Source organism: Blastopirellula sediminis, assembly GCF_020966755.1.
In the GTDB taxonomy this organism is placed as follows: domain Bacteria; phylum Planctomycetota; class Planctomycetia; order Pirellulales; family Pirellulaceae; genus Blastopirellula; species Blastopirellula sediminis.
Genome location: NZ_JAJKFT010000010.1, coordinates 3,500,623 through 3,523,335 on the forward strand (window position 1 = coordinate 3,500,623; position 22,713 = coordinate 3,523,335).

Sequence of the window (22,713 nt, forward strand, 5' to 3'; positions counted from 1 at the left end):
ATTACCGAGCTATCACTACTTGCGCCGCATGGCATAGCGATTGCTGGGTAGTCAGGGGCATGCGAACTTCCCCACTCGGAACATGGAGAATAGGCGATGTATTCTTTCAGCGTGGAAGACTTGCGACTGCTAGTCGACAATGACGCTCAACCTTGCGTATCCCTCTTTATGCCGGCCCATGTAGCGGGGAAAGATACGCACCAAGATCCAATCCAGCTGGCGACGCTGTTGAAAAAGGCCTGCGCTCGCCTGAAGGCGGCCGGTCACCCGGCCGAGGTCATCCAGAAGATGTTGGAACCTGCTTGGGGGATCACGCGGAATCGCGAAGCGGACGATTGGCGGCACATGGACGAAGGGTTCGCTTACTTCGCCAGCCCGACGATGCATCGCGCGATTCGCTTGCCGTTTCATGTCGAACCGGCGGTCCATCTGGCCGATCGTTTTCATATTCGCCCACTCACTTGTTGGATGTGTCAACCGCTCGACTTCGCCCTGCTGGTGATCAGCCAAAACGAGATTCGCTTCTTTGAAGGGGATCAATACGAGATGCGGCATGTCGACGTCGCCGATTTACCGAGCGATCTGCGGAGCGCACTTCAGGTCGACGAGTGGACCGACACGCTGCGGTTTCATGGACATGGTCCGCGCGCCGGCGAGACGATCTTTCATGGACAAGTCGCCGGTAGTGCGGCCGACCTGAAATCGGAGCTGACTCGCTTTTTTCAGCGCGTCGCACGACCGTTGGAGTCGCATCTGGCCAACTGCGACAAGCCGTTGATCTTTGCCGGCGTCGACTATCTGTTTCCGATGTTCCGCGACGCGTTTCGGAGCGACGCCCTGTGGGAAGAGCACCTTTCAGGAAACTTCGATCACGCGACGCCGCAACAACTGCACGAGCAAGTAACGCCGCTGCTGACCGAACGGGCCAGCCAGGTGCGCCGCTCGGCGGTGGAGCAAATGAGCCGACTGCGCGGCGTCTCCCGCGCTTCGGTCGACGCGAAGGAGACGTTGATCGCCGCGATGATGGATGGCGTTGACGTGTTGTTTCTGACGCGCGGAGCGAAGGCGCACGGCATCGTTGACGAAGAGAACGAACGGATCGTGCTGACCCGCACTGAAGGTGACGAAGACCTGTTGAACTACGCCGCTGTTCGGACTCTCTCCTCGGGAGGTTCCGTCTACACGCTGGAAGCGGACGACATGCCCGACGGGGCTCAGGTCGCCGCGACGTTTCGTTTTCCGATTCCCGATGCGATCTACGATACCGACCTCTTTATCAAGTCGACCCCCTAGATCGACCGACTAGAACTCGGCTTGCAGCTGACTGCGGAATAGGATGCCGTCATCGCCGACCAGGATGCCGCTCGAGGTATTGTTGAGCGGGCTGCCGTTGACCTTTGTCACGTCGAACGAGATTTTCAGATGCCGCGTGTCGCACGGATAGATGCTGACGCCGGCCCCGTATTCGTCGCAGTTGCCGTAGAGTCCGGTGACGTACGAGTAGCGAATGTTAGCGTCTAACCTCTCTGGGATCAGGAAGTATCCCCCTTCGACGAAGTAACCATGCTGATAGAGATTGTCGACCGGCAGCGGGCCGTTCGCTTTCAGGTTCTCGATCCAGCGCATGTAGAACTCGGCGTCGAAGCTCCAACCGTTCCATTTCGCCCCGAAGTCCATCGCATACAGGTAGACCGAAAATTCGGAGAGAGTCACGCCTGGCGCGAGCGCTCCGATCTCCGTCATCCGGGTGCCGTCGGTCAGGCGAATGAAATCGGATTCGCCGATTGGTTGCCCAATGGTGATGCCGGAGTTCGGGGCGTAGACGAAAGAGTGCCCGAGTCGCACTAGCGGCGTCTGAGTATGACTATAGTCGGTTATGGACAAGCCATAGTCGCCAAACGGATCCCAATAGCTGGTCGCGGCGAAGGCGAGCTTCGAGTCGATGGAGGACGGATCGGTGGTTTGCGTTCGATAACCGTCTCCCAGCATCACTTCCAGGAATCCGTTTTCGCCCAGTTTGGTCTCGCCGAATACTCCGACCGAGCGATCGGGACGGAAGAAGTCGGTCGCCATGGGACGATCGATCAGACGGCAGTTTCTTGAGCTAAGGAGCCATTGGCGGCACGCGGCGACCTTCCGTTTGCCAAAGTAAGCCTTCTGCCCTTCGCCAAACTCCCACGCCCACCAGTAGTAGAAGAAGTCGACCAGGTCGGCGCCGTCGGTGTCGCCGTCCATCAAGATGTAGTAGGTAAGCCGCTTGTCGATCGCATAGCCGCTGAGATGCAGCCGCGCTCGCTCCACTTCAAACTCATTGCGATTACGGATGGGGCGAGTGACGCCGGCGTTGTCGGTCCAGGTTTCGGCGTCGCGAGCGAAACCGACATAGCGGAACTGCCCCCACCCGCCGAACTTGACTTCGTAGGGGTTCTCGTCGGGATCGAACGGACGGACGACGAAGCCGTCGTCGTAGGTCACGTACCACTTCATGACATGCTCGGTCGGCGGCTGAGCGCCTTCGCAACATGAGGACCCAGGCACATCGCAGACGACTGGCAAGCGGCGAAGTTCTCCGCCGTCGTCGCAATAGCTGGGGGCGATTGGAATCGGACCGTAGACCGGCTGCTGATCGAGTCGCAGGCGTAACTGTTGCAGTTCCGCTTCTTGAGCGGCGACCCGCGCGTGCAACTCGGCGAGTGGGTCAGGGAGCGGCGTTTGTGCAACGGCTGTCGGCACTGCTAGCGCAGCAGCCCACAGCAGCACGAATGCCGTCATCCTTGACAGCCGGGTCATGGTTTCCGATCCCTGGAGACCAACAATGTTCTGGAAAGTCGATGTTGCGACGTTGAGTTAGATCGACGCTTGCACCTCCTTTGAAAACGGCAATTCGGAAGAGATTCTGAGGCGACTCGCTCGATATGGCGAAATATTCCGATTACGGGACCTGCGGTTCTTCGCCAGTTTTCGCCGTTCGCCATGGTTCTCAAACTTGCCCAGCGCACAAAAAAAGAGACGCGATGGCTCGCGTCTCTTTTGGAGGAATCAACTGGGAAAGGTCGAAACCGGAGTTCGGTTTAGTACTCGGCTTGGAACTGGGTGCGGAACAGGAGACCGTCATCGCCGACCAGAATGCCGCTCGACGTGTTGTTCAGCGGGCTGCCGTTGACCTTGGTGACGTCGAACGTCAGCTTCAGGTTACGCGTGTCGCACGGGTAAAGGTTGAAGCCGGCTGCGTACTCGTCGCGATTTCCGTAGTAACCGCTGACGTACGAGTAGCGAAGGTTGAAGTCGAGCTTCTTCGGAACGATGAAGTAGCCCCCTTCGACGAAGTAGCCGTGCTGGTAAAGGTTCTCGACCGGCAACGCTCCGTTGGCTTGCAGGTTTTGAATCCAACGCATGTAGTACTCCGCGTCGAAGCTGAAGCCGCGCCACATGTAGGCGAAGTCCATCGTGTAAAGGTAAACGTCGAATTCCGAGAGGGTCACGCCTGGCGCCAGCGCTCCGGCCGAGGTCAGTCGCGTACCGTCGCTCAAGCGAATGAAATCGGACTCGTCGAGCGGCGTTCCGGTGGGACTGCCTGCGTTCGGCGAGTAGACGAATGAGTGGCCGATTCGCATCAACGGATCGCAGGTCCAGTCGTAGTCGGTCAGCTTCGAGCCGAAGTCGCCGAACGGATCCCAGTAGTTGGTCGCGGCGAAGGTCAACTTGTCGTCGATGGCGGACGGAGGAACATTCTCGGTTCGATAGCCATCGCCGATCATCGCCTCGAAGTAGCCGTTTTCGCCCACCTTCGTCGCCCCGAAGATCCCGACGGTACGGCCCGGTCGGAAAAAGTCGGCCGCCATCGGGCGGTCGGCCAGACGCGTATGCTTGGCGCTCAGGATCCACTGGCGACTGCCGGGGACTTTGCGTTTGCCGAGGAAGACTTGTTGGTCGTCGTTGAATTCCCAAGCCCACCAGTAGTCGAAAAAGTCGACGGTGTCGGCGCCGTCGGTGTCGCCGTCAAGCTGAATGAAATAGCTCAACCGCGGATCGATCGCATAGCCGCTGATTTGGAGACGAGCTCGTTCGACTTCAAATTCATTCCGATTGCGGATCGGTCGCGTGACGCCGGCGTTGTCGGTCCAGCTATCCTCTTCGCGAGCGAAACCGTTGTAACGCAACTGAACCCAGCCGCCGAATTTGATTTCGTACGGGTTCTCTTCCGGGTTAAACGGACGAATGACGAATCCCTTGTCATACGTCGTGTACCACTTCATGACATGCTGCTTCGGCGGTTTCGCGTCGTCGCAGCAGGACGGCTCGTAGAAATAGTCGTAGCATACCGGCAAGCGGTAGATCTCGGGGCCGCCGCCGCAAGCGGCGGGATCCGCTGGGCGAATGCCATAGGCGGGCTGCAACTCAAGCTTCTGTCGCAGCTCTTGCAGTTCCGCTTGTTGCGCGGCCATTTGTGCGCGAATTTCGGCCAGTTCATCCTGGGCCGACTGTTGCGCGAATACCGAGTTTCCCGTTAGGGCGCTACCTACCAATAGAGCAGCAGCCGCCGTCCGTGACAGCCAAGACATTTGTTCGCTCCCCAGCGATTTGCGAAAAGAGAATGATCGTTGTTGCTAGGGGGGAAGATCGGCCGACGCCGATCGATCCAATAACGACATTCATCGCTCAGCGGAGGTCCGCACCCCCGTTAGAACCGCTTATTCCGGCTGTGCGAATTGTTGGGCCTCCGCCCCCAAAAATCAGGCTCGACGATAGCAGTCGCAACTTCCGATCAATCGCCAAACTCCAGGGGAAGGTTCGCATGCGGAGCAAATCGGAAATGCAGCAGCGGCGCCTTCTTGCGGTGGATCGCAGCGGCGACTTCCATCCGCAGCAAGTCGGCGTATTCGCCGAGCGTCATCAGAATTTCGTTCGGGTCGAAGTCGGTGTTGGCGATGTCGGCCGAGATGGTGACGAGCATCCGCGTACTGTCTGGCGCCGGCTCGACTTCGACCACATGCAAGATCGGTAAACGGTCGTCGTCGATCTCGCCAGAGAGAACCATCTCCAGCGTCTCCAACACCTGGCGGCATAGTTGCAGCGTCTTCCGATCCACTTGCGGGCGCGACGTCGACGTTCGTCCCGGTTTACGTGATTTGGCTATATCCAAGTCCCTTATGGTTTGTAGTTATCCGGTAAAGCCGGCGAAGGCTTCTAGCGGAAGTTTAGAAGGAGACGTTCGCGGAGACTAGGTTCGCCCCGAATTCGCCGCCCCCGGTTGTCGTAATGCCTACAGGCGCCGTATCTTTCCCTTTTATGAACACTTCGCCGGAAATCGCCGCTCGTTTAGAACTCGCTTTGCAGCTTGCCGTTACCGCAGGTCAGGGGACGCTCAAGCACTTTCAAAAGTCAGGCCTCGTGGTCGACCGCAAGTCGGACGACTCGCCGGTGACAGTCGCCGACCGCGAAGCGGAAACGTTCATACGTAACCAACTGGCCGAAAAGTTCCCCGCCGACGGCATCATTGGGGAAGAATTCGGCGTGACCGAAGGAACCGGCGACTTCCGCTGGATTATTGACCCGATCGACGGCACCAAAAGCTTCGTCGCCGGCGTCCCCCTCTATGGGACGCTGATCGGCATCGAACAAGCCGGCCAAAACGTCGCCGGCGTGATCTACATCCCTGGCCTCGACGAAATGGTCTACGCCGCCAAAGGCTGCGGCGCCTGGTACAAAAAAGGGGACGCCGAGCCGCAGTTGACCCGCGTCAACGACGCGAAGTCGCTTAAAGACGGCGTCTTCGTCACCTCGCAGGTCAACACGTTCGCTCGCCGCGACGCCTTTGAGGCGTTCAATCGCCTGGAAGCGGCCTCGTTCATTACCCGCACTTGGGGCGATTGCTACGGCTACTTGCTGGTCGTTACTGGGCGCGCCGTTGCGATGGTCGATCCGATGCTCAGCGTCTGGGACGCCGCCGCGATCCAGCCGATCATGGAAGAAGCCGGAGGCGCCTTCGTCGACTGGCGCGGCGAACCGACCGTCCACAGCGGTGAAGGAATCGGCGCCAATCCGCACGTCCTGCCCGAGGTGTTGGCGATCTGTCGCGAGTATCCTCGACTCCCCTAGCCCACCCCGCAGCAGCGCCGTTTTGCGTGAAGTTGGCGAAAACTTCCCTCCGTTTGGCGCAACAGCGGCAACTCCCTGTTGTCAGCTTTTATTTCCCTCCTTTATTCTCTCCGGTATGAACACGCCCCAACTCTTTGCCGATCGCTTGGAACTCGCCCGCACGCTCGCCGTCGAAGCGGGCAAGGGAACGCTCGCCTATTTTCAGACCGACGGCCTCGTCGTTGAAAGCAAGTCGGACGACTCGCCGGTCACGATCGCCGACCGCCAGGCCGAAGAGCTGATCCGCCAACGGGTCCTCGAGCAGTTCCCCGACGACAGCCTCCTCGGCGAAGAGTATGGCGCCCACAAAGGGACGAGCCCCTTCCGCTGGATCGTCGATCCGGTCGACGGCACGAAGGCGTTCGTCTCCGGCGTTCCGCTCTACGGCACGATGATCGGCGTCGAGTACGAAGGTCGCCCCGCGATCGGCGCGATCTACATCCCCGGACTCGACGAGTTGGTCTATGCTGCGACCGGTCACGGCGCCTGGCATGTCCGCTCAGGCGGTGAGCCGAAGCCGGCCAAGGTGAATAATGATACCCCTCTGGCGGACGGCCTGTTCGTCACGTCCCAGGCCAGCAAATTCGCCGCTCGCGACGCCAAAGCGGCGTACGACCAGCTGGAAGAGGCTGCCTGGCTGACGCGGACCTGGGCCGATGCCTACGGATACGTCCTGGTGGCCACAGGACGGGCTGTGGTGATGGTCGACCCGATCATGAGCGTCTGGGACGCCTCGGCCGCCCAGCCGATCCTAGAGGAAGCTGGCGGCATCTTCACCGACTGGCAAGGCGAACCGACTGCCCACCACCATGAGGGGGTTGGCTGCAGCAAAAGCGTCCACGGCCAGATTCTGGAGATCCTCCGGAAGTTTCCGCGGACCGAATAACCGGGACTGGACCGGACCGCTTCGTTTTTTTTGCCTCGGGTGCCACGGCTCTGTGAGCCGTGTCTTCGCCGCCTGAACCAAGCAAACGACGTTCGCCATCTCGGCGAAACTGGACCGGACCGTTTATTTTTTTTGCCGGTCCGCTCATCAGGCCCGTGCAATTGGTTCGTACCCAAACGGACAGTGGACTGGACTGCATCATTTTTTTCGCCGGACCAAACCGCGATCCGGGCTGCAATTGTTTTGCGCCCAAATGAACAGTGGACTGGACCGCGCATTTTTTTTCGCGTCGGGTCACATCTTCGTAGGGTCCGCTCTGCGGACAAACGAACCGCCGATTGATTTCGCCAACTCTTGCGCACTTCCCGCGGTCCGCAGAGCGGACCCTACGGCCGGAGTGGACTGGATCGCTCCATTTTTTTTCGCCGGACTGAACGGCGTTCCGGGCTGCAATTGTTTTGCGCCCAAATGAACAGTGGACTGGACCGCGCATTTTTTTCTTCGGTAGGGTGCGTCGAGACGCACCAGGAACCTGCCCAAGTCGCTTGGTTTCACTTCGCGTGGAAACGCAAAAGACGCAGGCTCGCGGTCCGCACAGCGGACCCTACCCAGAGTGAACGACGCAATCGATCACAACTCCGTGCGCTTTGTCAACAGACAAACTCGTTCCATCGATGTCGCTCGTTCTGTGGCGCCTGACGAAAGCTCCGCAAGACAGTCCTGCGCAGGCTTGCCGAGACGGGAACAATTCTTCCCTAGAAAAAACGTCCGCCCGATTTCTCGTTTTTTTTGATTTCGAGGCGCACCGCGCCTGGCCCGTCGCTATCAAACATTGTGCACAGTGTTCGCCTGGCCCCAAAGGCGTGGCGTACGGCGGAGTTTATCGGCGACCGCCCCGTCGCTTTCCGCCGCATGAGACTGTGCGCCCCATCATGCCTGAACTCATATTTCCAATTCCATATTCGTCATGTTCAGGACCTTTACCTATGAAGTTCTCACGAAACGGATTCACGCTTGTCGAGCTGTTGGTGGTGATCGCCATCATCGGCGTTTTGATTGCCCTGCTCTTGCCGGCGGTGCAGCAAGCCCGCGAAGCGGCGCGGCGGATGCAATGCAGCAACAACTTGAAGCAGATGGGCCTGGCCCTGCACAACTACCACGATACCTACGGCATCTTTCCGCCGGCCGGTTATCGCTACGCCTGGCCGGCGGCGGGCTGGGCGCATCAGCCGTCGTGGCTGTTCCGCATTCTCCCGTTTATTGAACAAAGCGCCGCGTACGACAGCGGACCGCTGACCGACAACAACTTTGATCCGGTCTCCGGTAATTCGGCGCCGTCGCGGCATTGGCAAGCGATGAACCAGGTCCGCGTGCCGATCTATTGGTGTCCGTCGAGCTCGCTCCCTGGGACCAAAGAGAGCGCCACGAACTCGGCGACCCAAGGCCTCGGGGCGCCGGCGATGATTGAAGTGCAACTGACCGACTATGCGGCCAACGGCGGCTGTGCGTTCCAAGGGGGAACGACCAATACGGCCCATAGCTCCACCGTCTGGGGCTGGGGCGGTCGCTTCGCTGACAACGGCGTCGTGCCGATGATGTTCGACGGCAGCGGCTCCAATGGCGCGAGGGGAACGAACGTCACGTTCGCGACGATTACCGACGGTTCCAGCAACACGATCGCGATCGGCGAGCAGTCGGACTGGTACGACGACAACGGCACGCCGATGGACGCGCGGGCAGGTTCGGTTCGTCCTGGCTTCTGGTCGTGCGGACCGGGAATCGAAGGAAACTATCTTCATAACCACGTCGTCACCGCGTTCCCGATCAATGCGATCGGCCTCGGTTGGCCGGGCAAATCACGCAACGCCGACATCACGTACAACAACGTCGCCTTCCGTTCGGCCCACCCCGGCGGCGCTCAATTTGTGTTGTCCGACGGCTCGACTCGTTTCATCAGCGAAACGGTCAGCTTCTCGACCTACACGGCCCTGATGGATCGCGGCGACGGCGCCGTCATCGATTCGTACTAAGCGACTCCCGAGTCGAAGCGAGCGGCCGGCTTTGTGCTTGCCGGCCGCTTGCCGCATCGTTTCGATTTCAGACACGCACGATTCCTTGGGAGGCACGTGATGCACTCAATTCGCCTAAAAATTTCCGGCGCCGCCGGAGTTCTCACGCTGTCGCTGTTGCTCGGCTGCGGCGGCAAGTCTGGTCCGATCCTCGCTCCGGTCGAAGGGAGCGTCACCAAAGATGGCCAGCCGATCTCCGGCGCCCAGGTGATGTTCTATCCCGACGCCGGTCGCCCTTCGGTCGGTCAAACCGACGGCGACGGCCATTACTCGCTTCGCTTCACCGCCGATCGCCCAGGAGCGGTCCTGGGAAGTCATCAAGTCACGATCACCTACGGCGGCCGACCAGAGCCGGGAGCAATCTCAGAAACCGGAGAAAAAAGATCGGCCGGCGGCCGCGGCGGCATCCCGAAAGAATTCAACTGGCCCGAGCCGGTGGTGATTGAGGATCGAGCCAATCACGTTGATTTCGCGCTGTAGCGGTCCTAGTCGCGGGCAAGCGAGTTAAGATGTAAGTCCAGCAACTTACCTCTGGCGACTCCCCCTGCGACAAGTCGAAGGACTCGGAATGGATCTGCTCGATCGACTCTTAGGCCATGACGCGTTTACGACGCGCCAGTTGCTGGATCTGGCGGAGCGACTCGACGACGAGCAACTCGATCGAGAGTTCGACATCGCTCACCGAACCGTGCGGCGAACCTTCGAGCATGTCGTCTGGAATGTCGAGTGTTGGACCGACTTGATGATCGGGCGCAAGGTTCGCACGCACACGGCGTCACATTGTTCGATCGCCGAACTGAAGACGCGGTACGCGGCCGCCTCGGATGAATTCGTCCGCTTTGCTCGGAAAGTCGTCGACGAACGGCGGCTGGACGAGACTTTCGTCGATACGCTCGACAAGCCTCCTACGGCGAAACCGTTGGGAGGCGTCATCGTTCATCTCGCGACGCATGGCATGCATCATCGAGCCCATTTGCTGTTTATGCTCAGGCGACTCGGCGTGGAGAACCTCCCCGAAGGGGACGCTTTGGGATGGGAGTTGTCGTTGCCGGGCCTATCCTACGAAGTCCAGGGCTAATCGGCCGGATCATTCGCTTCGTTCCAATAGCCGGCCAACGCTTCTAGGTTTTCTTCCTGATGGGAGAACCTTTTGTAGAGGAACTTCAAGTAGCGCCGAACCGCTTCCCGCTGCAGCGACGTCAGCAGTCCGAAGGACTCCGCGGAACCGCCGATCACGCGAACTTGGATGTCCTGATGGAAGGTTCCTTCTAGATCGGCGACCAAGAACGCCGGCAAGTGGAATCGCATTCCCGCGCCGTCGAAGAAGGATAGGCTGCTCTCGCAACAGTTAAGCAAGTCGGGCGGAATTCGCGACCAATCGAGCTTCTCGTCCTGTTCACGAATTTTGGCCAACTCTTCTGCGGACGCATAGTCGTCGAGCCCCTGCCCTTGCAGCAAACCGACGCCGTCGCCGAGGGTAACGCCGGCAAACGCTGCGCGGATGAAGGCGATCAGTTCTTCCTTTGCTTTCTCTTCGGGAAATCGAACCCCCAGCTTCGCCCCAATCCGCTTGGCGGTCGCTGCACGCCGAGCGGTTAGTTCCGCCGTTTGCTGCGTCACCCTGGAGAGGATCACTGGCGGCGCCTGGTTCGGTTCGCCGCAATCAAACGGTGGATCGGGAGCATATTGAATCGCGAGCTGAATCGCCTGGGCGACCTCTTCCCCTCGCAGCAGTGCGGCGACTTGAAGTGCGCCGTCGATGCCGGAGGTGAGTCCCGCGGCGCTGACGTATTTGCCGTCGACGACAACGCGCTGTTTCGACGGCTGGGCGCCGAAGTATTTCAGCAGCGGCAGCGCCGTCCAGTGGGTTGTCGCCGCTCTTCCTTTCAGCAGTCCCGCCGCGCCGCAAACAATCGAGCCGGTACAGACCGAGAAGACGCACTTCGCTTTCGTCGCCCGCTTGCGGAGGAACTTCAGCACTTCCTCGTCTTCCATCAGTTCCTCTTGGCCAGGTCCGCCGGGGACGAGCAACAGGTCGATCGGGCCGACCTCATCGAACGTCGCATCTGGCAGCAGCCCAAGTCCTAGATGATCGCGGATCGGCTCGTTTCGTTTCCAAAGGGTTTGGAACGAACTATTCGGCAACCGGGCCAATACCGAGAAAGGACCGGTCAGATCGATCTGGTCCATGTTCGGGAAGAGGATCGCCGCGATCGCGATTCGCTGCTTTGGCGGGACAATTTCGATTGTGGAAGAACTCATGGCGACGTCAGACGTGAAGAGGATGGGAGTCGTTAAATTGTCAAGTTTTTTTGTGCAGGAAACGTTGGTTGCATCCCTACTATATTGCTCAACTAGCGAGATCGCAGCGCCGATCGTCGTCGAAATGGAGGTAGAATAGACGATGATTCGTCGGCGACGGCTGCCGGTTGACGAAGCAGGAATTGTCCCGAAGAGAGTTTTATGCGAATTGCGATTGCCGGTGCGATCTTACTGCTGACTATCGCCGCGCCCGTGGCGGCGGAAGAAACGTTGGGGATCGTCAAGGAAAAGCCGACGGAAGGTTTCTTTGTAGAGATCGACGGCGGCTACATGGTTCCGTATGAAATGCAGATCCCGGGAACCGAAGTCAAGTTGGCGATGGTCCCCGTGCCAGGCGGAACGCACGTGATGGGAACCGGCGACTCCGCTTATCGCGTCAAGATCGAGCCGTTCTGGATGGCGCAGACCGAGACGACATGGGGGCAGTACCACGAGTTCATGCAGCTGCATGACCTGTTCAAAAAATTCAAGCGAGCGAAAGTTCGTCTCGTTACCGACGAAAACAAAATCGATGCGGTTACGGTTCCGACTCCCCTTCGCGATCGCATTTGCTCGGATGCGTTGCCGTTTGATAACGGAGACAACCCGCAGCAGGTGGCGGTGACGATGACGCAGTACGCCGCGATGCAGTTCAGTAAATGGCTAAGTCGCTTGACCGGCCAACAATATCGACTGCCGAGCGAAGCGGAATGGGAACATGCGGCGCTCGGCGGAACGGTTGGTCCTTATTCGTGTGGAGGCGTCGATAAACTGCAGGACTATGCGTGGTATGTCGCGAACGCTGACGAAAAGCTGCATCAAGTCGGTGGGAAGTTGCCGAACCAATATGGTCTGTACGACATGCAGGGGAACGTTTGGGAATGGGTGCTCGACGCCTATGTCGCGGCGCCTCCGGCCGAACTGTCGGGCAAGACGCTCACGGTAGCGGAAGCGATCGAGTGGCCGATCGAGCCATATCCGCTTTGTTTAAAAGGGGGATCGTGGGACGATGGTCCGGAAGCGTGCAAAGTCGCTGCAAAGCTTGGCTCGGATGATGAGGAGTGGAAAATGCACGATCCGAACATTCCGCTTAGTCCCTGGTGGTTCACCAACTATCCGGCGAACTGCGTTGGTTTTCGGGTGATTCGCCCGTTGCAGCGGTTGCCCAACGAGGCGATGGTCCGGTACTGGGAACCATCAGCCGCAGAGACGAAGCGGGATATTATCGATCGTGTGACCGGCCAGTGGGGCGAAATTGGCCTGGTCGATGAGAAACTGCCGGAAGCGATGAAGAAAGCGCACCAAGAATAAGGGCGTGTCGTCTGCTGGGAAGATCGCTTGAAATCGATTCAGCCGATACGGAACGATATGAGAATCGCAGTTGCCTGTTCGATCTTAATCTTGTTGTTCGCTGCGCCAGCGGCTGGGGAGACGCTCGGCATCGCCAAGACCAAGCCGGTTGCAGGTCCGTATGTCGAGGTCGACGGCGGTTACATGGTTCCGTACCAGATGCAGATCCCTGGAACGAAGGCGACGTTGTCGATGGTCCCCGTGCCGGGCGGAACGCACGTAATGGGAACCGGCGACTCCACCTATCAGGTCACGATCGAGCCGTTCTGGATGGCGAAGACCGAGACGACTTGGGGGCAGTACCAAGAGTTCATGCAGCTGTACGACCTGTTCCAGAGGTTTGAGCAGGCGGGCGTTCGCCCGGTTACCGACGACAACAAGATTGACGCGGTGACGACGCCGACTCCTCTTTGTTCGCGCCGCATCGCGTTTGAAAACGGCGAGGATCCGCAGCAAGCGGCGGTGACCATGACGCAGTACGCCGCGATGCAGTTCAGCAAATGGATCAGCGGCGTGACCGGCCAGCAGTATCGACTGCCGAGCGAAGCGGAATGGGAACATGCGGCGCTCGGAGGAGCGGCAGGGCCTTATTCGTTTGGCGATGCCGAAAAGCTGGGAGACTACGCGTGGTATGTCGAGAACGCCGAAGAGGCTCAGCACAAAGTGGCGGAGAAGGCGCCGAACCAATATGGCCTGTACGACATGCAGGGGAACGTTTGGGAATGGGTGCTCGACGCCTATGTCGAGGAGCCCTCTGCCAAACTGTCCGGTAAGACGCTGACGGTTGCGGAAGCGATTCAATGGTCGAGCGAGCCCTACCCACTTTGTTTGAAGGGGGGATCGTGGGACGATGGGCCGGAAGCGTGCAAGATCACCGCGAAGCTCGGCTCGGATGATGAGGAGTGGAAAACTTTCGATCCGAATCTTCCGCGTAGCCCCTGGTGGTTTACCAACTATCCGGCGACCTGCGTCGGTTTTCGGGTGATTCGCCCACTGCGACCGCTACCGCAGCAGCAAATGATCCGGTACTGGGAGCCCTCGGCGGTAGTGACGAAGCTGGACGTTGCTGAGCGTCTGAAGGGGAGTCGCGGGGTTATTGGCCTGGTCGACGAGAAGTTGCCGGAAGCGATCGAGAAAGCCAAGAATTAGGCATGGGGGACGAAGTAGCTTTGGGGGGAGAGAGAGTTCGTCGCTTGCCCCCTTCGTCCAAAAATGCTTATTTAGAAGAGATTTCAGCCGGGGGCGACTTTGCCTGGCTTTACATGTCGGAACATTCCGATATATTTAAAGCAGAGAGGAACCGAAGATGGCTACGGCGAAATTGAAATTAACGACGCTCGAGTCGCTGGGACAAGCGGCCGAATGCTTGCGCATTTTGGCGCACCCCCATCGTCTCCGCATGGTGCAGATGCTGCTGCAGGGAGATTACACGGTTGGCGAGTTGGCCGAATCGTGCGAGATCCCCAGCCCGATGGCTTCGGAGCATTTGCGGCTGATGCAGCGCTGCGGCTTTTTGGCGAGTCAGAAAGATGGCCGCAAGGTCTACTACTCGGTCGCTGAACCGCACCTGCAAGATATTTTGCACTGCATCGAAAGTCGATTTGGAGTCGAGGCGACGTCGTAACGTCGTCTCTTTTTTTGGCATCAAATGTCGTAATGTTGCGATATTTCTAATAAAAGATTCGGGGAAGGAGTCAGGCGATGTTACTCAAATACTTTTACGATCCGGCGCTCGCTCATGCGTCTTACCTGGTCGGCTGCCAAAAGTCGGGGGAAGCGATCGTGATCGATCCAGGCCGCAACGTGCAGCCCTATCTCGACGCCGCCAAGGCCAACGGCATGCGGATTGTCGGCGCCGCCGAAACGCACATCCACGCCGACTTCGTCTCCGGCTCGCGAGAACTGGCTGATCGGACCGGTGCAACCCTTTATCTGTCGGACGAAGGCCCGGCCGATTGGAAGTACCTGTATGTCGACAAGGTGAACGCGCAGTTGCTGAAAGATGGCGACGCGTTCTACGTCGGCAACGTGAAACTGCAGACGATGCATACCCCGGGACACACGCCGGAACATATCTCGTTCGTCCTGACCGACGAAGGGGGCGGCGCGACCGAACCGATGGGGATCTTCACCGGCGATTTCGTGTTCGTCGGCTCGATTGGTCGTCCGGACTTGCTCGAAACGGCGGCCGGCGTGGTCGGCAGCGCTGAAAAAGGCGCCCGGCAGTTGTTCCACTCGGTCGAACGTTTCCGGTCTCTTCCCGACTACTTGCAGTTGTGGCCAGCCCACGGCGCCGGCAGCGCTTGCGGCAAGGGTTTGGGGGCGATTCCGTCGAGCACCGTCGGTTACGAGAAGAAGTTCAATCCGGCCTTGCAGTACGACGACGAACAAGAGTTCGTCGACTACATCCTGGCCGATCAGCCGGAGACGCCGTTCTACTTCGCCGTGATGAAGCGAGTGAACAAGGAAGGTCCGGAACTGTTGTCCGAATTGCCGAAGGTCGCCCCGGTTGATCCGATGGTGATCAAGTCGATCGCCAAGAAGAACCTGGTGATCGACATCACGCCGTCGGCTCAGTTCGGCGAAGCGCACGTCCCGGGGACGATCAACATCCCGGCCAAGATGATGGCTCAGTGGGCCGGCTTCTTCGTCAACTACGAAGAGCCGATTTACCTGGTCGCTGACGCCGATTCGCTGCCGGGTTGCTTGACTTCGCTTCGTTCGATCGGCATCGACCTGGTGAGCGGCTACTTCGACATGCAAGCGGTTCGCACGGCGGGCCTGCGAGACGAGTCGTACGCCAATGCGACGCCGGCCGATTTGCAAGCGGCGATTGACGGGAAACATGCGGTCTTGCTCGACGTCCGGTCAGAAACCGAATTTCAGCAAGGTCACATCCCGGGCGCCCAGCACCGGTTCCTCGGCAAGTTGCTGCGGAACATGGGAGACCTCGACGATTCGCAGTCGTACATCGTTCAGTGCCAAAGCGGCGGGCGATCGGCGATTGCGGCGAGTCTGCTGCAGCGAGCCGGATTGGATGTGACGAACATGAGCGGCGGATACCTGGCGTGGAACGCCGCGGAATTTCCGGTGCTGCACAGCTGGTCAGGCGCGGGCATCTAAGCTGCGTCTTTAACAACGGAGAAGGATGATGTCGGCGATTGCACTGCTTTATGGAGCTATCGTCGGTCTGTCGCTGGGACTGACCGGCGGTGGCGGCGCGATCTTCGCGGTTCCGTTGCTGGTCTACGGAATGGGCGTTTCGATGTACGAGGCGGTCGGCATTTCGCTGGCCGCCGTCGGCGCGACTTCGCTGATCGGTTTTCTTACACGGTGGCGGCACGGCGATGTGGAGATCCGGACCGGACTCCTCTTCGCCGTTGCCGGTATGATCGGCGCACCGATCGGCACGTTGGTCGCCGGGCGGATGAGCGAAGCGCTCTTGCTGGGGCTGTTCGCCGTGCTGATGCTAATCATCGCCGTTCGCTTGTGGCAAAAGGCGGCGACGCCGCAGGTCACCTGCGAAACCGGCGGCGACGAGCGTCAGCCGACATGTCGTCGCGACGCCAGCGGTCAGTTGCAACTCACCTCGCGGTGCGCGATGATGCTGTCGTTCGTCGGCTTGGTGACCGGCGTGTTGAGCGGGATGTTCGGCGTTGGGGGTGGCTTCGTGATCGTGCCGGCGCTGATCTTCTTCACCAACATGTCGATCCACAAAGCGGTTGGTGCGTCGCTGATGGTGATCGCCATCGTCAGCGTCTCGGGCGTGACGTCGCACCTGCTGGTGGGACGCTCGATCGAACCCGTCCTGACGATGCTGTTCATCGCCGGCGGTGTCGGCGGACTGTTCGCCGGTCAGGCGATCGGCCGACGGTTGTCTGGTCCAGCGCTGCAAAAAGGCTTTGCGGTGGCGATCGTCGCAGTGGCGATGTTCGTGATCGCGAAGACGCTGATGGCGTAGCAGATATGGGGGGTGGCACTGCTGGCTTGCCCAGCAGTGGGACGTTCTCACCAGGGCTCCACTGCTGGACAAGCCAGCAGTGCCACCCTAGTTTTCTACTTTCTCAGATCGAGCATGCAGTCCGTTTCCGGCTCGACGGCTTCGCCCACTTCATCGACCGGGTAGGTGAAGAGGTAACGCCAGACATCTTCGTGAATGAACTGGCCGTCGGGGCCTTTGACGGCCGATCCGCCGGGGACGACGCTGCTGTGAGCCCGGTTGGCGTTCCCTTTCACGTCGGCGTCAGTGATCAGACGGCGGGACGACTCGTACGGATAGGGAACCTGGTCGACGTTGACGATCGGGCCGAACTTGGCCAGGCCAAGCATGATCCACGAGCGGCAGTAGTGGTCGCCGGACCAGCCGCCGTCCAGGACGTGGCTAAAGCCGAAGTAGCGGTTCTCCGGAGTCGCCGAGGGCAAGCCTTGCCACGAGTCGAGTTGATCTCGCGGTCCGCAGAACATCACGACGCGGGCGACCTTCTGATGCTTGGCGAACCGGGCCGAAGTGGTCGAGCCGTGCGAAGCGCCGGCCATGATCACTTTGTCCCACAGCAGGTCGGACTGATCTTCGTTCAGAAACTGCCCCCAGTTTCCTTCTGGGTTTTCTTTCGCCAAGTACTTCACGAAGTGGAGGGCCCGCGTCTTCATCCCGTCAGCTTTCGGAATGTCGACGATCGGGCTGAAATCTTCGCCGGTCGCCGCTTCGAGACGAATCTTGCCCAGGCTCTCGCCGTCGTCCCGGTTCTTGCCGTCGATCATGCCGAACCAGCGATTGGCGTAATGGGGTTGAATCGCATGTAGTCCGTAGCTCGCGATCCGATCGAACAGCACCCCGTTGTGCCCCATCAGCCAGATCACCAGTTGCCCGCGCTGCGGCACGCGAGTGTCGACGATCGCGTTCTGAACATCCTGCGGTTTCCCTTTGTCGTCTTTGAAGATGAAGCCGATCTCGGGATGCTCGGCGGCGGCCGGATCAAGTTCGCTGGCGCGGGCCGACAGCTTGTAAACCTGCGACAGGTTGGCCTTCAGAAACAGTGCGACCTGTTGGCCGAGGAACTCGTTGCCGGGGCCGCTAAAGTGAACGTCGTCCTGATTCTGCAGTTCGGCCAGTCGCGGCGTGATCGCGGCGAAGAGATCGTCGGTGATCACCCCCTGCTCTTTCATCACTTCGGCGGCGACTCGATTACGGTCAACGATCGACTTGGCGAAGTACTTCTTCGCTTCGACATCCGGAATCGGCGTGGTGCTGGCCCAAACGACCTTGGCGCCGCTCTCTTTCATCTGCTCAACCAACTGCGTCAGCCGCTCTTTGTAGTCTTCCAGCGGCGTGTTGCGATCGTGAATCCCGAAGTTGAAGTGAATCACATCCCACTTGCCGTCGCCGAGCCAAACGTCGAGCTTCTTCAGCCCGGTCGCCGTCGGGCCGCAGTTGGCCGGCGCACGATGCACGTTGGCGATGCCGGCCAGTTCTTTGCGAACCGTTTGCGTGTAGGCCCGCGAGACCGAATCGCCGATCAGCAGAATGCGGGGGAGCTTCGGATCGTCCGCGACAAAGTCCCACGCGTTCGATCGCCCTTGAACCTTTTCCTTCTTGTGAATCGGCAAATAGAAATTGCCTAGTTCGGCCTGGAGCGTCTTCTCCCACGCTTGCCGCTCGGGCGTCAAAGTTTGAACCCACGCTTGATACTTGGCGTCGATCTCGGCTTCTTCTTTCGCCTTCTTCGCCGCCGCTTCCTCGGCGTTGGTCGGTTCGGTATTGGCCGGCGCCTGGGCGTGCGCGGCCGTGGCGAAGAGAGCAAGAAGCAACAGCGAGCGGAGGAAGATCTTCATGGCGTGAATCCGGTGGGCGTGGTGGCAGGAGGTTTCATTATCGCTGGATCTGCAGCGCGAAACAACCTGCAGGGGAAGCGGCGATTTCACCGGTGAATCGCCGGAAAGCGGCTTTAGAAACGCGAAAGGTTGGGAGTCTCAATCGCGGCCTCGAGTTGCCGCTTGGCAAGTTCCGGCGTAAGCGGCGTAAAGCCTTCTTCTTGGGCGATTGCTTGTGCCACAGGGCTGAGGATGTATTTGAGCAGTTCAACTTGCAACTCGGTGCGGGGTTGTTCATTGCTGGGAGTGATCCACAAGAAGACCGGACGCTCCAGCACCGAGAGGTCCAGTTGAAATGGCGCGTCGTCAATTTGTTGTTGCTCGGTCCAAAAGTCCTTACGCGGCTCTCCGATTACTGCGACCGTGCGAACCTGATCGGTGACTTGGCTGTGCGAAACGTAGCCGACGCCTTGCGGGTCTGCGGCGATTGCGCGGATCATTTTCGATGGGGATTCAACAATCCGGATTGCTTCGTCATCTCTCGGCATGCGTGGGACGCCAATTGTCGATCCCAGCGAATAGGTGGGCGTGCCGACCGTCCGCAGTTCGAGAAAATCGGAGTCGTCAGCGATTCGTTCGCGGCCATACACATGCAGCGAGCCATCCCCAGGCGGATTGTTGATATCCAAGTCTCTCCAGCGATCGATACGGGTGTGGACGAGAAATGGGCTCCCTTGAGCGAGGCCGCGGACCATCAACGGTTGCTTCGTCGGCTCTTCAATTGTCTTTTCTTGGGATGGCAGCAGCGAATTTAATCGCTGTTCGACGGGGTCTTCATCGTCGCGATCGAAATCGAAACCGTGCGAGTCGCCCTGGTTGGAGTAAATCCAGGCGACTTCGTCCACGGTTAGATCGCGGACCGGATTATCGGGGTGGACGATGATTTCTAGCTTGTCGACTGCGACGACGACAGGCCAGGAATGAAAGCCTTGCGTTGGATCGGGCACGTCGCTAAGCCCGCCGGATGACTGATAGAGAACGGCGAATTCGATTCCATATCCGGCCCCCGTGCGTGCAATGATAGTTGCCTCTTCTGTTGCTTCGACTTCTACCTTCGCGGCAGGATGGCTCGCCTGAAACTCATTCGCCCAGCGGCGCATCAGCCGCTCGGTCGTCAAAGAGCAACTTACCAGAATGAAATTTGGGTCCTCGTCGATGGGCGTATATTCGTAGACAGGTCCGTTGCAAGGACTGTCGGCCGTCGGCGTTTGCTGCTCGGCGGACGAGTCGGTTGGGGCTGTTTCCGGTTTGGCCGCGGTGCATGCAGGCAACAACGCCACGCAGACAAACAAGATCAACGTACGCATGGGACGACTCCAAGTCAGTCAGTGGAGAACGCGACTGCGATTGATCTTAGCTGCGATTGCGGTGTTTGAGGAGAAAAATGTGCGGCGGCAACGGTCGAGCGTCCCGCGAACCAAGCTTTTTCATTGACTTTTTCGGCCAGCCATAGATCATGCTATAGTAATCGCCAGATTTAGCAGGCTTCCGAAGATGACTTTAGATATTCCTAGCCAATACGAAACAATCTTGCAGAACGCGGTTGCAAGCGGCGCGTTCGCCAGCCAGGAAGATGCGCTGAAGCATGCGCTAGAGTTGTTGGCGGTCGAACAGCAAGCACCGGCCCAGTCTGGCTCTGCGGACCGAGCTGCTCGGTTTCGTGCATGGGCCGAGGGTCATTCTCCGGCGAATCACTTCGTCGACGATAGTCGCGAATCGATCTACTAACGAGGATCCCGCTCGGTGCGTATTCTCGTCGACACGAGCATTCTGGTCCGCACGTCCCAGCCTGACGCGGTTCATTTCGCATCCGCTGTCGATGCGGTCATGCGGTTGTTTCAGTCGGATTCCGAGCCGTGCATCGTTCCGCAAGTCGTTTACGAGTACTGGGTCGTTGCGACACGGCCTGCTGCTCAAAACGGATTGAATTTGTCAGTGGAGGAAACCACTCGAGAGCTTGATCGGCTGTCGGAATTCTTTCACCTCTTGCGTGACGAACGTGCCATTTTTGAGCAATGGCAACAGTTGGTCGAACGATATCAAGTACAGGGAAAGAACGCGCACGATGCTCGGTTGGTCGCGGCGATGCTACGACATGGCGTCAAGCATCTCTTGACCTTAAATCCGAAGGACTTTCAGCGTTATTCGGAAATCGTCGTCTATTCGCCCGATACGCTTCCGGCCGACCTGGCGAATCTATAGAGTCTACGCCGTCGCTTCCGCCTTCGTCTTTTCCACCTTCAGAATCCGCTCGGTCGTCACGTGGAACTGCGGCTCTTCCGCGTGATTCACCGTGACGATCGTGTGAGCCCGGTCGAGCATTTGGCGGCACTCGGGGCTCAGATGGGTCAGGACCAAGCGTTTGCCGAGTTGCTCGTACTTTTCGGTCAGGCCGGTGATCGCTTCCATGCCCGACTGGTCGTAGACGCGGGTGTAGTAGAAGTCGATCACGACGTCGTCCGGATCTTTCTCGGGATCGAACAGCTTTTTGAAGCTCGTTACCGAAGCGAAGAAGAGTGGTCCGTGCAGTTGATAGACCTTGGCGCCCAGTTCGTTGATCTTGATGTCGGCGCCGATGTTTTGCGAATGGCGCCACGCGAAGACGAGCGCCGACACGATCACACCCAGGATCACCGCAGTCGCCAGGTCGTGCATCACGGCGGTGTAGCCTGCGACGACCAGCATCACGAAGTAGTCGCTGGCCGGCACTTTGCCGAACATCCGGAGCGACGCCCACTCGAACGTCCCGATCACCACCATGAACATCACGCCCACCAGCGCCGCCATGGGGATCATCTCAATCCACGGGGCGAGAAACAGCACAAACGCCAACAGGCAAACAGCGGCAGTGATGCCCGACAAGCGTCCGCGACCGCCGGAGTTCACGTTGATGAGCGACTGACCGATCATCGCGCAGCCCCCCATGCCGCCGAAGAGGCCGCAGACGACGTTGGCGATCCCCTGCCCTACGCACTCGCGATTGCCGCTTCCTTGCGTCTCGGTGATTTCGTCGACCAGGGTGAGCGTCATCAGCGACTCGATCAAACCGACCGCGGCCAGCACGACCGAATACGGAAAGATGATCAACAGCGTTTCCCAGGTGAGCGGCGGCAGGATGTAATCGAGGAAGAAAAGTCGCGGCAGCCCGCCGGAGATGCCGGTCGTCTCCGGAGTCACGCTTCCCATCGCTGCAGCGACTTCTGGGGTAAGCTCCGCATCGGGCGCAGCGGAACTGCCATGGCCATCGGTCGCGACATCACCGCGAGCGACGTCGGCCGCTTTTGATTTGGCGTTGGTCAGCAGCATGTCGCCGACCGTCATCACCACATGATCTTGGTTCGGCGCGGCGAGCGATTTGTCGAGGGTTTGATTCAACACGACCGAGGTGATCGTAAGCACCAATAGTGCGGCGAGCGACGACGGAATCGCGCGGGTGAACTTCGGCAGCAGCCAGATGATCGCCATCGTCACGGCGGTCAGCGACAACATGATCCAGAGCGGCGGCCCGCTGAGGTAAGTCAGCACGCCGGAGTCGCTGATCGTTTGAAAGCTGCCGAACTGGGCCATACCGATCACAATCGCCAGGCCGTTCACAAACCCGAGCATCACCGAGTGGGGAACCATCCGGATCAGCACGCCCAAGCGAGTCAGGCCAAAGGTAATCTGCAGCAGCCCGCACAGGATGACGGCGGGAAACATGTACTCGATGCCATGTCCGGCGACGAGCCCCACGACGATCACCGCCATGGCGCCGGTCGCTCCGGAGATCATCCCGGGCCGGCCGCCGAAGATGGCGGTCAGCAGGCCGAGGAAGAAGGCCGAATAGAGCCCGATCACCGGCGAGACACCAGCGACGAAGGCGAACGCGACCGCTTCCGGCACCAGGGCCAAAGCGACGGTCAGCCCCGAGAGGAGGTCATTTTTGAAATTCTGCTGCTGCGATTGGAAAAAATGAAGCATCGTTGTTGGTTTATGTATTTGGGATATTTCGAGCTCAACCGCAGGGAACGATTGGTTCAACCCAGCGGATGAAGAATGCGAGCAAAACTCAGAGGACGCACGCGCTCGCGCTACGGCGGAGAGGGCCGGTCAGAGGAA

At 59.3% G+C, this 22,713-nt stretch carries 20 protein-coding genes; 13 read left to right on the forward strand and 7 right to left on the reverse strand.

Annotation, left to right across the window (positions count from 1 at the left end; genetic code table 11):
* The first annotated feature begins 96 nt into the window (after positions 1-96).
* Positions 97-1,293 carry a baeRF7 domain-containing protein gene (locus LOC68_RS25840; RefSeq protein WP_230224493.1) on the forward strand — a complete coding sequence of 399 codons (1,197 nt, stop codon included), beginning with the start codon at positions 97-99 and terminating at the stop codon, positions 1,291-1,293.
* Between the two features lie 9 nt (positions 1,294-1,302).
* On the opposite strand, the gene LOC68_RS25845 is transcribed toward LOC68_RS25840, so the two are convergent.
* The 3 genes from LOC68_RS25845 to LOC68_RS25855 form a co-directional block, all read right to left on the reverse strand.
* Complete coding sequence (locus tag LOC68_RS25845; protein ID WP_230224495.1) at positions 1,303-2,790, reverse strand: porin; 1,488 nt, start codon at positions 2,788-2,790, stop codon at positions 1,303-1,305.
* 281 nt (positions 2,791-3,071) lie between these two features.
* Positions 3,072-4,562, reverse strand: coding sequence for an OprO/OprP family phosphate-selective porin (locus tag LOC68_RS25850; RefSeq protein ID WP_230224496.1), 1,491 nt, complete (start codon positions 4,560-4,562; stop codon positions 3,072-3,074).
* A 203-nt stretch (positions 4,563-4,765) separates the two neighbouring features.
* Positions 4,766-5,089 carry a hypothetical protein gene (locus LOC68_RS25855; protein WP_230224498.1) on the reverse strand — a complete coding sequence of 108 codons (324 nt, stop codon included), beginning with the start codon at positions 5,087-5,089 and terminating at the stop codon, positions 4,766-4,768.
* Positions 5,090-5,289: 200 nt separating this feature from the next.
* On the opposite strand from LOC68_RS25855, the gene hisN (LOC68_RS25860) reads away from it, so the two are divergent.
* From hisN (LOC68_RS25860) to LOC68_RS25880, 5 genes are all read left to right on the forward strand, one after another.
* A complete protein-coding gene (gene hisN / locus LOC68_RS25860; RefSeq protein ID WP_230224500.1) occupies positions 5,290-6,099 on the forward strand; it encodes a histidinol-phosphatase in 810 nt (269 codons plus the stop codon).
* 115 nt (positions 6,100-6,214) lie between these two features.
* Positions 6,215-7,024 (forward strand): histidinol-phosphatase, encoded by an 810-nt coding sequence (hisN, locus tag LOC68_RS25865; protein ID WP_230224502.1) that lies wholly within the window; start codon positions 6,215-6,217, stop codon positions 7,022-7,024.
* Positions 7,025-8,010: 986 nt separating this feature from the next.
* A complete protein-coding gene (locus tag LOC68_RS25870) occupies positions 8,011-9,054 on the forward strand; it encodes a DUF1559 domain-containing protein (RefSeq protein ID WP_230224505.1) in 1,044 nt (347 codons plus the stop codon).
* A gap of 99 nt (positions 9,055-9,153) precedes the next feature.
* Positions 9,154-9,573, forward strand: a complete 420-nt coding sequence (locus LOC68_RS25875) for a carboxypeptidase-like regulatory domain-containing protein (protein ID WP_230224507.1) — start codon at positions 9,154-9,156, stop codon at positions 9,571-9,573.
* 88 nt (positions 9,574-9,661) lie between these two features.
* Positions 9,662-10,171: a DinB family protein gene (locus LOC68_RS25880; protein WP_230224510.1), complete on the forward strand. Its 510-nt coding sequence runs from the start codon at positions 9,662-9,664 to the stop codon at positions 10,169-10,171.
* On the opposite strand, the gene LOC68_RS25885 is transcribed toward LOC68_RS25880, so the two are convergent.
* Positions 10,168-11,355 (reverse strand): DJ-1/PfpI family protein, encoded by a 1,188-nt coding sequence (locus LOC68_RS25885; RefSeq protein WP_230224512.1) that lies wholly within the window; start codon positions 11,353-11,355, stop codon positions 10,168-10,170. The two genes, LOC68_RS25880 and LOC68_RS25885, sit on opposite strands and share 4 nt — an antisense overlap.
* A gap of 201 nt (positions 11,356-11,556) precedes the next feature.
* Here LOC68_RS25885 and LOC68_RS25890 point away from each other — a divergent pair, with 201 nt between their 5' ends.
* The 5 genes from LOC68_RS25890 (at position 11,557) to LOC68_RS25910 (ending at position 16,705) form a co-directional block, all read left to right on the forward strand.
* A complete protein-coding gene (locus tag LOC68_RS25890) occupies positions 11,557-12,705 on the forward strand; it encodes a formylglycine-generating enzyme family protein (RefSeq protein WP_230224514.1) in 1,149 nt (382 codons plus the stop codon).
* 57 nt (positions 12,706-12,762) lie between these two features.
* Entirely contained in the window at positions 12,763-13,893 is a 1,131-nt protein-coding gene (locus tag LOC68_RS25895; protein WP_230224516.1) for a formylglycine-generating enzyme family protein, read from the forward strand.
* A 157-nt stretch (positions 13,894-14,050) separates the two neighbouring features.
* On the forward strand, positions 14,051-14,368 hold the full coding sequence (locus LOC68_RS25900; protein WP_230224525.1) for an ArsR/SmtB family transcription factor: 318 nt from the start codon (positions 14,051-14,053) through the stop codon (positions 14,366-14,368).
* 77 nt (positions 14,369-14,445) lie between these two features.
* The gene (locus LOC68_RS25905; protein WP_230224526.1) at positions 14,446-15,867 is read left to right on the forward strand and encodes an MBL fold metallo-hydrolase; all 1,422 of its coding nucleotides are present in this window, start codon (positions 14,446-14,448) and stop codon (positions 15,865-15,867) included.
* A gap of 28 nt (positions 15,868-15,895) precedes the next feature.
* A complete protein-coding gene (locus tag LOC68_RS25910) occupies positions 15,896-16,705 on the forward strand; it encodes a sulfite exporter TauE/SafE family protein (RefSeq protein ID WP_230224528.1) in 810 nt (269 codons plus the stop codon).
* A 95-nt stretch (positions 16,706-16,800) separates the two neighbouring features.
* Here the strand turns inward: LOC68_RS25910 and LOC68_RS25915 are convergent, their stop codons facing one another.
* A complete protein-coding gene (locus tag LOC68_RS25915) occupies positions 16,801-18,576 on the reverse strand; it encodes an SGNH/GDSL hydrolase family protein (protein ID WP_230224530.1) in 1,776 nt (591 codons plus the stop codon).
* Between the two features lie 113 nt (positions 18,577-18,689).
* A complete protein-coding gene (locus LOC68_RS25920) occupies positions 18,690-19,922 on the reverse strand; it encodes a PstS family phosphate ABC transporter substrate-binding protein (protein ID WP_230224532.1) in 1,233 nt (410 codons plus the stop codon).
* Between the two features lie 187 nt (positions 19,923-20,109).
* On the opposite strand from LOC68_RS25920, the gene LOC68_RS25925 reads away from it, so the two are divergent.
* Both LOC68_RS25925 and LOC68_RS25930 read left to right on the forward strand, forming a co-directional pair.
* Positions 20,110-20,343 carry a hypothetical protein gene (locus tag LOC68_RS25925; protein ID WP_230224534.1) on the forward strand — a complete coding sequence of 78 codons (234 nt, stop codon included), beginning with the start codon at positions 20,110-20,112 and terminating at the stop codon, positions 20,341-20,343.
* Between the two features lie 15 nt (positions 20,344-20,358).
* Positions 20,359-20,817, forward strand: a complete 459-nt coding sequence (locus tag LOC68_RS25930) for a type II toxin-antitoxin system VapC family toxin (protein WP_230224536.1) — start codon at positions 20,359-20,361, stop codon at positions 20,815-20,817.
* Positions 20,818-20,820: 3 nt separating this feature from the next.
* On the opposite strand, the gene LOC68_RS25935 is transcribed toward LOC68_RS25930, so the two are convergent.
* Positions 20,821-22,575: a SulP family inorganic anion transporter gene (locus LOC68_RS25935; protein ID WP_230224538.1), complete on the reverse strand. Its 1,755-nt coding sequence runs from the start codon at positions 22,573-22,575 to the stop codon at positions 20,821-20,823.
* Positions 22,576-22,713 lie beyond the last annotated feature (138 nt).